Source organism: Candidatus Magnetaquicoccus inordinatus (genome assembly GCF_004217665.1).
In the GTDB taxonomy this organism is placed as follows: domain Bacteria; phylum Pseudomonadota; class Magnetococcia; order Magnetococcales; family Magnetaquicoccaceae; genus Magnetaquicoccus; species Magnetaquicoccus inordinatus.
This window is the reverse complement of record NZ_RXIU01000129.1, coordinates 1-10,034: the sequence shown is the minus strand read 5'-3', so window position 1 is coordinate 10,034 and position 10,034 is coordinate 1. Positions and strand designations below refer to the sequence as shown.

4 protein-coding genes are annotated in these 10,034 nt (G+C 54.6%); 2 read left to right on the top strand and 2 right to left on the bottom strand.

What is annotated here, in order from left to right; translation table 11 throughout:
* Both EJP87_RS10280 and EJP87_RS10275 read right to left on the bottom strand, forming a co-directional pair.
* Positions 1-1,231: putative sensor domain DACNV-containing protein (locus EJP87_RS10280; RefSeq protein WP_130471783.1), on the bottom strand; the 1,231-nt coding region annotated here is incomplete at its 3' end.
* Between the two features lie 18 nt (positions 1,232-1,249).
* Positions 1,250-2,956, bottom strand: a complete 1,707-nt coding sequence (locus EJP87_RS10275) for an electron transfer flavoprotein-ubiquinone oxidoreductase (RefSeq protein ID WP_130471782.1) — start codon at positions 2,954-2,956, stop codon at positions 1,250-1,252.
* Positions 2,957-3,196: 240 nt separating this feature from the next.
* On the opposite strand from EJP87_RS10275, the gene EJP87_RS10270 reads away from it, so the two are divergent.
* Positions 3,197-5,074: an autotransporter assembly complex protein TamA gene (locus EJP87_RS10270; protein WP_130471781.1), complete on the top strand. Its 1,878-nt coding sequence runs from the start codon at positions 3,197-3,199 to the stop codon at positions 5,072-5,074.
* Positions 5,075-5,146: 72 nt separating this feature from the next.
* On the top strand, positions 5,147-9,838 hold the full coding sequence (locus EJP87_RS10265) for a translocation/assembly module TamB domain-containing protein (protein WP_130471780.1): 4,692 nt from the start codon (positions 5,147-5,149) through the stop codon (positions 9,836-9,838).
* Positions 9,839-10,034: the final 196 nt, after the last annotated feature.

The following is a 10,034-nucleotide window of genomic DNA, read 5'->3' as shown; positions in this document are numbered from 1 at the left end:
GCAACCGGTGTTTGCCCAGACAATCCGGCCACCAATAGACCGTTTCATCATCCTTGCGCGCCAAGCCGGTAATCGGTCCATCCTGGGAGATGACAAAAGCAACCGCTCCCGGATTCCAACCAACAAAATTGACCGCTGAAGAGTGTCTGGTGCCATAGGAAACCAGGTTGACTGGATAGAGGTTGCAATCCTCTTCATCAATGCCGTGCATGGTCATGCCCTCCCACAAGGGGGCGGCCAACACTGAGCCAAAGGAGATGGCGCGCAGGCGGCTGGAGATGATCAATGCCCCATCCACACGGGTCAACTGAGCCAAAATTTCCGCATGTTCAATAATCCGACGTTTGCACTCCAGGATGGTCTCTTCCATGATCAGACAGTTGCCTGTCTCTTTGCCCTCGCGAATATCCTGCAGGCTTTGGCGCAGATTGGCCTCCATGCGACAGAGATCCTCCAACAAAGGGGCGCCTTCTGGACTGGTGGAGAGCACATGACGCGGCAAGATGCCGCGTCGGGAGCCGTCGGCCATCTTTTCTGGAAGCCAAATAATGGCTCCTCCCACCCCTCGATTGCTGGTTTCTATCAGCAGATGGTTCAAAAAATCCCGATACAGCTCCCAATAGATCATACCGTTGCGTTTGAACTCTGGGTGTGAGCGTACCCCATGCAGCAACCACCAGCCCATCAGATTGGCAGAAAAAGGGGTAGGAATCGGTTCGGAAAAGCGCCCGGCATGGAATCGGGCAATGACCTCGCTGCCACGAAAAATGGTCAGGGCACCACTTTTTTTGGAAGAGATGGTCAACACCTCGGGGGGGGAGAGAGAAAGATTGATGGTATCAAAACGGCCACCACCTCGGGTACTGGTAAAAATGGCTCCCCAGATCTCCAGTTGGCATTGCTTTTCCTTTTCCCCGCAACACACGGCCAAAGAGGTGGTCACCGGGTCAAAGGCGGAAGCCAGCTTCATCAGACTATTGACTGTAAAGGGTTGCCGTTTTTCCAACTCCAGCAAGACACTGTCGCCCGCCGGTCCACGATGGGAAAAATCTTCTGGTTCCATCAAAGCGACGGTGACCTGAACCGGACGTTCTTCTTCACGATGCAGGCCAACCAGAAAGACAGTCTCCATCAAGGTTTTGACCACAGGAAACGGTGGAGCTGGCTTGCGATCTTCCGCAGTGCGATTCCAGAGTGCGATGACCTGCTCGATGATTTTGCTGTCGAACATCGATATTACTCCTAACGTCTACAGGTCCGGGTAGTTAGGCCCGCTGCCCCCCTCCGGGGCGGTCCAACGAATATTATCCAGAGGATCTTTGATGTCACAGCACTTGCAGTGTAAGCAATGGTCGGCGTGAATGTGCAGAAATATTTTTCCATCCGGCCTGTGGCGCAAAGCATACACGCCTGCAGGACAATAGCGCAACTCCGGATTGCCAAAACGCCGACCCTCTGTTTGCACAGGCAATTGGGGATCTTCTAATTGCAAATGCAGTGGTTGATCCGCCTCATAATATAAACCGCTGCAGGATAATGCTTGTTGGCGATCGGCAATCACCCCAGCGCCAGCGCATAGAGAAGGAGTGCGTGGTGCCTCCAAGATTTCTGCCGTCTGCGCGCTGGCTTGAGCCTCTTGCAAGGTCTGACGATCCCGCATCTGCCAGCGCCAACTCCAGGGTGATTTGCCCTTTGTGGCATATTCCCAGGCGGCATTGAGGAGACCACGGCGCAGGCCATGGCGAAACACAGGACGGACATTGCGTACCTGATAGAGCTCCTGACCCCAGGGTGAGCGGCGTACCGCTTGCGCATAACGCTGTAAAAATGAGGCAGAAAAATCATCTGTAGCGATGGCTTGCCATGCCGTTTCGGCAGCCAACATGCCAGAGGCAAGGGCATTATGAATACCTTGCAACGTGGCGGTATTGAGCAAACCGGCGCTGTCACCTACCAACAATCCCCCTGCCAGACTCAATAATGAAAGACTCTGCCACCCCCCTACCGTCAAAGTGCGTGCCCCATAACCCAACAGACGGGCTTTGTGTAAATGGGGTTGAATCAGGGGATGGGTTTTCCACTTTTGCACGGCAACAAAGGGATCAAAACCAGGGTCACGATAACCCAGATCGATCACCATACCCAAGGCAGTGCGATGGGGACGCGGATGGTAGAGAAATCCGCCTCCGTGTACTCCACGCAGCGGCCAACCCAAGGTATGCAAAACTTGGCCAGAAAGTGTTGAGTCGGTTTCCCACAACTCTTTGATGCCCAAGGCATAGCGTTGTGGAGAGGGGCGACGCAGATCTTCTCTTGCAGAGTTTGTGCCTAAATGCTGGTAAATCTGGCCGCTGATTTGGCCTCGACACCCCTCTGCTATGATGGTCACCGGCGCCAGCAGGGCCACTGCAGGTTGATAATTGGCTTTTCGGGCACCCGCTCGATTGCGTCCCTGTTCGCCACTTTGTACTCCCAGCAGACGTTTGCCATCCCACAAGGGGGCAACGGCGGCAAAACCAGTCAAAATTTCGATACCCAACTCCTCAGCCCACTCTGCCAACCAGCGACACAACTCCCCTAAAGAGAGGATATGACAATGACCATGCTGCCATCTTTTGCCCAGCGGCAAACTGTGAGCCTGCCTCTCTTGTAAGAGCCAAAGCTCCTCTGTTACGACTGGGGAGTGTACTGGGAGAGCTGTTTTGGGTTGGGGAATATTTTCCGTTGCACTTGCGAGCAACTGTTGCAAGATGCGGGTATCCAGCAAGGCGCCGGAGAGGATATGACTGCCAATCTGTGCTCCTTTTTCCAGCAAACCGATTGAAAGCACCTTTCCGGCTCGTTTGGCGCAAATTTGTGCGTGACAGGCTGCCGCCAAACCGGCAGCGCCACCTCCTACCACAATAAGATCAAAATGGATTGTCTCCATGGCAAAAGCGCCTGCTTCGCTGTTCATTCCTATTTCACGACCAGGAAAAACCCTCTGCAGTTTCAACAAGTGTTCTGCAACGCTTGTTTTTAGCCCCTCTGTTTGTTACGTTAATGAGTGTTGCCAGAGTGGTCAGGAGAGAGCCCGCGTGATGGCTTGGTGTACACCAAATCAAGCAGCGAGAAAAGGTATGATCATGGCACTGGCAAGGAAGAGGCGACAAGAAAATGATCAAGCAATCGGCAACCGTGGGGCAGTGTTGACAAGGTGACGAAACGACAATTTGCATGGTTGTATGGTGGCTGGTTGTGCTGCTTGATCTGGGGCACGGTTGCTGCCTGGGCAGGTGAGGAGGCTATTGCCTATGAGGTACTGTTCAAGGGCTTGACAGAGGAACAAGAGTATCTGCAACCGATATTGCGAGCGGCCAGCCTTTGCCATCAGGAAAAAAACAACTTGCCCGGCAGTCGGTTTATTTTGTTGCGACGTGCCCGCAAGGACCATGCTGTACTCACCGGAGCCTTGCAATCGCGTGGCTATTTTGCCGCTCAGGTGAGCTCAGATGTGGATGTAACCGAAACTCCCGCCCTGGTCACTCTGTGGATCGATAGTGGTCCGCTCTATCGGCTCGGCCAAGTGCATATTGAAGTGCTGCAGGCGCAAGTTTTGCCCTCTGCTCTGCATGCGGAACAGATGGAACAGGAGCTTGCCGAAGGATTTTCCCTCTTTGCCACTCCGGAGCCGCGTGAATTGGAGCTGGAACCCGGTGGCGAAGCAATTTCTCGCCATATTCTCGATGCAGAAGAGCGTTTGTTGCAGGCCGCCAAAAAGCAGGGCTTTGCCTTTGCCACATTGGCCAAACGCCACATCGTGGTCGATCATGATCAACAAAGTGTGGATGTCACCTTGCGCATCGAAATTGGTCCTCGGGTCATTCTGGGAGCACTGACTCTGCAAGGCAACGAAGGCATCTCCAGCGATTATCTCTACAAACGCATCTCCTGGGCCACTCCTGCTGCACCGACCGCCCCGTTGCTCTATCATCCACAGCATATCGCAGAGGCACAACGAGCTTTGTTGGCAACCGGTCTGTTCAACGGTGTGCAACTGCGTATTGCCCCTGCCGCCGATGAGACAGGGACGCATCCTGTGACTGCCGAATTGTCTCAACGCAAACATCGCTCCATCAGTAGCGGTCTTGGCTATAGTACCGGTACTGGCGCCAGAATTGCTGCCAACTGGGAACACCGTAACCTGTTTGCTGCGGGAGAGCTTTTGCAGATCAAAGGGCAGGCGGCACTCAACCAATATCGTCTGGAGAGCAGCCTGACCAAACCTGATTTTCTTCAATTGCAGCAAAAACTCTTGCTTTCTGCCATTCTGGACAAGGAGGATACCGAAGCATTCCATAAAGACTCCTTTGGTGTGGAGGGTGGCCTCTCCTTTCCTCTGGCACCACAGATTGATCTCTCTTATGGCCTTGGTTATCGTCTGGCCGATGAGAAAGATCGCACTGGCAGCCAGCAGGAACGCCTGTTTGGATTGATCTCTACCCCGGTCAAATTGATTTGGGATCGGCGGGATAATCTGTTGGATCCCTCCCATGGCTGGTATATGAATTTATATGGGGCGGGTATTCTCGACACTTTGGGTACCGGGGTCTGGTTTGGCAAGATTGGTGGTCAATATCGTCTCTATTATCCCTTGATGAACAGTCCAAAAATGGTTTTGGCTGGGCGGGTAAGCGCCGGCACTCTTTCGGGAACTGGCCGGGAAGCGGTACCGGCAGATGAACGATTTTTTGCCGGTGGGAGTGGATCTTTGCGTGGCTATGGTTTTCAAATGGCCGGTGAGGTGGATCGCAATAAAAAACCTCTTGGGGGGCGTTCCATGGTGGAATTTTCAACCGAAAGCCGTTTGCAGGTCAGTGAATCGGTCGGCCTGGTGGCCTTTTTGGATGGGGGACGCTCTTTTGTGGGCAACTCGCCCAGTTTGGATGAGTCGATTCTGTTGGGTGCCGGAGGGGGTGTGCGTTATAAGACGCCAATCGGACCGCTTCGTCTGGATATTGGCATGCCTTTGCATCGCCGCGCCGGTATTGATGATGCGTATCAACTCTATGTGAGCATTGGACAAGCATTTTAAGCATGAGCAGATCTCTCTCTTCCGGTCAGCCGTTGGCTTGTTTTTCTTGTGCTTCCTGCAGGGATCGACACCATGGTTGACCCTGTGCCGGAGAGCGCCACACCTGCAGATGCCGTCACGCCACTCCCGCATGGGACAGCAAGCAGGGTGATGCAGAGGGTGCGTACACTCAGCCGTCTGTTGCTCTTTTTGTTTGTTTTTTGTGTATTGACACTCTCTGCTCTGTTGTTCGCTGTGCAACAGGAAGCCTTTCAGGATCTTCTCGCCCAACTGCTGCAGGAAATGTGGAGTGGTACAGAGCAGCAACTGCAACTGCAGCAGTTGCGTGGTCGTCTTCCTTGGGAAATCGAATTGGCAGGCTTGCATTGGCAGGATGGTCAAGGCAACCGTCTGCAGGTGGATCAGCTCCGTCTGCACTGGTCCTGGCAGGAGATGGTGCAAGGCCGCTTGCGTTTTCAGCAAGTGCAAGCCAACCGCTTGCATTGGCAACAAGGTGGTCCCGCGCCAACTGTCCAGAGCTCTGCCAACAACAAACAGGGATCGGTTGCCAAACTCTCTGTATGGTCCTTTTTGCAACATCTTCCTCCCCTGTTGATCGATCACCTCTCTATTCCCTTGCTGTTGATCGATGGGCAGGCAGAGCAACAAACAGCAGGTTTTGCCGTCGATGGCTCCCTGCGCCATATCATGACTGATGATGCTGCAGCAGCAGGCAACCGACAATGGCAAGCCCATCTGCAACTGCAGCCACTGGATGCCGGAGAGAGCCGTTTGCAACTGCAGGCACATTTGACCCATGGCCAAACAGCAGAACATCCTCCTGAGCTCTTCTTGCGTGTCGAAGGTCAAGAACGCAGCGGTTGGTTGGCGGCGTGGAGTGGTATCCGTGCTGCCAAAGGGGTGGCGGTACATCTGGAGGGTCAAGGAGCGTTGTCCACTTGGCAAGGAGAGTTGACTCTACAGGTGGAGGGGGTGGCAGCGCTGCAAGGGAGGATCAGCAATCATGCCGAGGAGGGAGATCCGCACTGGCGCTTTACTGGTCAGATCAGTGGAGAAAGCACATTTTTAGGCACTGAATGGGCACGCGCATTGACCCCTCTATCCAAGGAAGCAAAACTGGATTCTGCACCGCCTCCCGAACGGCTGCTGCTGCATATCGATGGCATGCTGGTTGGTTTGCCGGAACAAAAATGGCAGCTCAAAAATCTGCAGATGCAGGCTCCAACAGTGCAGGGACGGGGGGAAGGAAGCTGGGATGGCAAGAGTCAACAGATACAGGCCAATCTGCATTGGCAGATGCCACAACTGCAACCTTTAAGCAAATTGTTGGGTCGGGAGCTTGCGGGAGCGGGAGAGGTCGATCTCACTGTACAGGGAACCTGGCCACGGGCAGAGTGGCAACTGCTTGCGCAGGCCAACCAACTCACGGTCGCCGACTGGCACGCGGCCCATATGACTGCGCATTGGCAAGGGGAGTGGGAGCAGCCATTGCCCCGATTCTGGCAAGGCCAGGGTGTGATCACGGAGCTGCGTTGGCAGAATGGTCCTGTCTGGAATCATGAGCCTTTGCAGTGGTCGAGCAAGCTGCAGCGCGGGGAGGGGAGAGAGCTTTTTCTGACAGAGTTGCACATCGATGATGCCAGTACTGCCGCCACTTTGCAGGGTAAACTGCATTTGGGCAATCTGCGTGGAGAGGGCAAGTGGCAACTGCAGAGTCGGCATCTGGAAAAATGGGTGCAGAGATGGCAAGCCGATTGGGCGCACTGGCAAGGGGAGGGGGAGTGGTCCGGGGAGTGGCATTTGGCTGCTGCCGAACAGGGACAACAGGCGAGCGGGCAGCAGTTGCACATCTCCATGGATGGTGCACTGCATCACCTGCACGGATTGCCTGTAGGTGTGCAGGCGTTGTTGGGTGAGCGGGTGCATACCCAAGCGCGCTGGCAGTGGCATGGCAGCAGAGGTTGGCGAGTGGATGACCTGCAGGTGCAAGGAGCCCATCTGCAGGGCAAAGGTGCGTTACAAGGGGATGCTGCCGGTCAACAACAAAGCGGAAAGATGCAGTGGCAGAGCGCCCATCTGGCCTCCTGGACCAGGCAGGCCGCTCTGGATTGGCAGGGCGATTTGCGGGCGGATCTGCAGTGGGAGGGTCCATTGACCGCGCCGCGTTTGCAGTGGACGCTACAAGGAACAGAGTGGCAAATTGCCTCCTGGCAGTGGCCGCAACCCCATCTGTCGGGGAGTGTAGAGAGTTGGCATCCGGCTCCGCGAGGAGTGATCAAAGCAATTTTGCCAGGTCTGGAGCAACAGACACTCCCCTTTTCCACTGGGTATCGTCTGGAAGGCTCTCTCTTGCAGTTGAGTGATCTCAAACTGGCTTGGCCTGGTGGTCAATTGAGCAGTGACTCTTGGCAGGTGGATCTGCAGCGACGTATCGCCAACGGACGTTGGCAAGGCAGCAGCAATACTCCTGGTGCATGGTTGCGTTGGCTCTCTTTGGATAGTGTGCAGCCCCCCGCCGATTGGGAAGGGGCGGTGGCCATGCAGTTGCAGTGGCAGGGTCAGGGAGGACAACAGCATCTGCAGGCCAACGGGGAAGGACATGTGGTGCGTGGCAGCTTTGGCATGTTGGATAAGGCCACCATCAAGGCTGATATACAGGATTTGTGGGGCGAGATGCGTGGACGCATCGATGGCAAAATCAACAAGCTGCAGTGGGGCAATTTGCAGTTGCGTTCTGCCAGTTTGAGTGTAAGTGGTCAGCGTCGTGCCCTGCAGATCCACTCCAGTGGTTCTGGGATGTTGCGACTGAGCGCTATGGATGAGTTGCACAGCCCCTTGCCGTTACCGGTCAGTCGTCCGGCCCTGAAACCGATCAAACAAGAGCCACTTGCCTGGGAGTTGCAAAGCAAGGTGCAGATGGATGACAAAGGGGTTATCCACGGCACGTTACACCATCTCTCTGGCCATATTGGTGCCGATACGCTGCAGTTGAACGAAACCGCGCAATTGACCCTTACTCCCGAACAACGTCGCGGCAAAAAGGGGTTGGCGCATTTGCAGTTGCAGGGGTTGTCACTGGGCTATGGACCGGCTCGTTTACAAACGCATCTGCATTTTGATGCGCAGAAGGTGGATATGGAGGGCGAGCTGCGTTTGCCTTTGAGTTTGGTGCAGCGTGTTGGTGGTCCCCAACTGCAAGGAACGGCACGCGCCCGCTGGCGTGTGAGCGGCAGTTCCAGCCAACCGGAAGGGGAGCTATCCCTGTTTTTGGATAAAATTCACATAAAAGAACCAGCTTTGGAAGCGGTTCCTCCGGCCACCCTGCAGGCGACCATGCGCCTGGAAAAAGGGATAGTCAATGGGCAACTTTCATTACAGGATTTGACCTCGCATCCTGTGACTGCCCATCTGCTGTTGCCTGTGCGCTTGAGTTTTGTGCCCTGGCAGCTCTCCTTTGCAGAGACGGGAGCAATTGGGGGCAAATTGCAGGCGGATGCCCAGTTGGCACAATTTGCGTTGATGGCGGCTCCGGGTTTGATGGACAGCCAAAAATTGGATGGTCTGCTTAAGATAGATCTGCAATTGGCAGGAACGGTGGCGGCACCAGAGGTCAATGGGACAATTGTGATGCGTGACGGCAGCTATGAAAATGGCTCGCTGGGTACTCTGCTGAAAAATATTCATCTGGATGTGCGTGCCCAGGGCGAGACATTCACCATAGATCGTCTGGAAGCCAACGATGGCGGACAAGGGCGAATTTCTGCCACTGGGCAACTCTCTTTGGCTTGGCAGAAGCAGTTGCCGTTTCATCTGCAGGCGACAATCGAAAAAAGCATGTTGGTGCGTCGTGATGATTGGCAAGCGACGGTGCATGGTGTTCTTGATCTGCAAGGCAATCGCCAGCAACTGGCAATTTCAGGTGAACTTACCGGAAATGAGGTGTTGTTGTATCTGGCCGATAGTGAATCGCTGGATATTCAGACAGTGAGTGTGGATAGTGAAATTCGCAATGGATTGCATGTGGCCACGGTGCAGCAGCTCAAGGGCAACTCTGCCACTCCTGTGACCTTGGATCTGCTGTTGCACCTGCCGAGTCGGGTCTTTTTACGCGGTCGCGGTCTGGAATCGGAGTGGCATGGTGATTTGGCGGTACGTGGCATGGTGGGAGATCCGCGTCTGGATGGACGCATTGTGGTGCGACGTGGATTTTTTGAGTTTTTGGATCAACGGTTTGACTTGCGCAAAGGGATCATCTCTTTTGATGGTGCCTCGCCACCACAACCCCATCTGGATTTGGAGGCAGAATCGCGCAACAGTGGTGGTATGGTGGCTGTTTTGCGTCTGCAAGGGCCTGCTTTTAATCCCTCGCTGACCTTGGGCAGTGATCCCGAACTGCCTCAGGATGAGCTGTTGGCGCGCATTCTTTTTAACAGCAACCGACAGCAATTGACTCCAGCACAAGCGGTTGGTTTGGCGGTTGCAGTGGAAAAATTACGCACCGGTGGGCCAGGATTGTTGGGTAAAGCGCGAGACAGTCTGGGCATTGATCGGCTGGAGTTTGGCGGTGAGAGTGCGGAGGGTGGTTCGGTCAAGGCAGGAAAATATTTAGGGGAAAATCTGTTGTTGGGTGTGGAACGAGGGGTCAAACAGGGCAGTGGCAAGGTATCGGTCGAATTGGAGTTGATGCCGAATGTGGTTGTGCAGACCGAAATGGACGAAACCAACAAAAGCGGCATCGGCATGAACTGGAAAATGGATTATTAGGGGTAACTATCTACCACCCAAATCAACTGCGGGTCCAGGGAGGGCACCTCCCTGGCCGGGTCCAGGGATGGAATCCCTGGGATTTTGTTTTTAAATCTTTTGCCTTTGGCGCGCCTTTCACAACAAGCCGACGCGCTTTTTGCGTCGGCGCGGCGCGGCTAATGGAAGCAAGCTGTGCGGATTGGCGCGCCTTTTT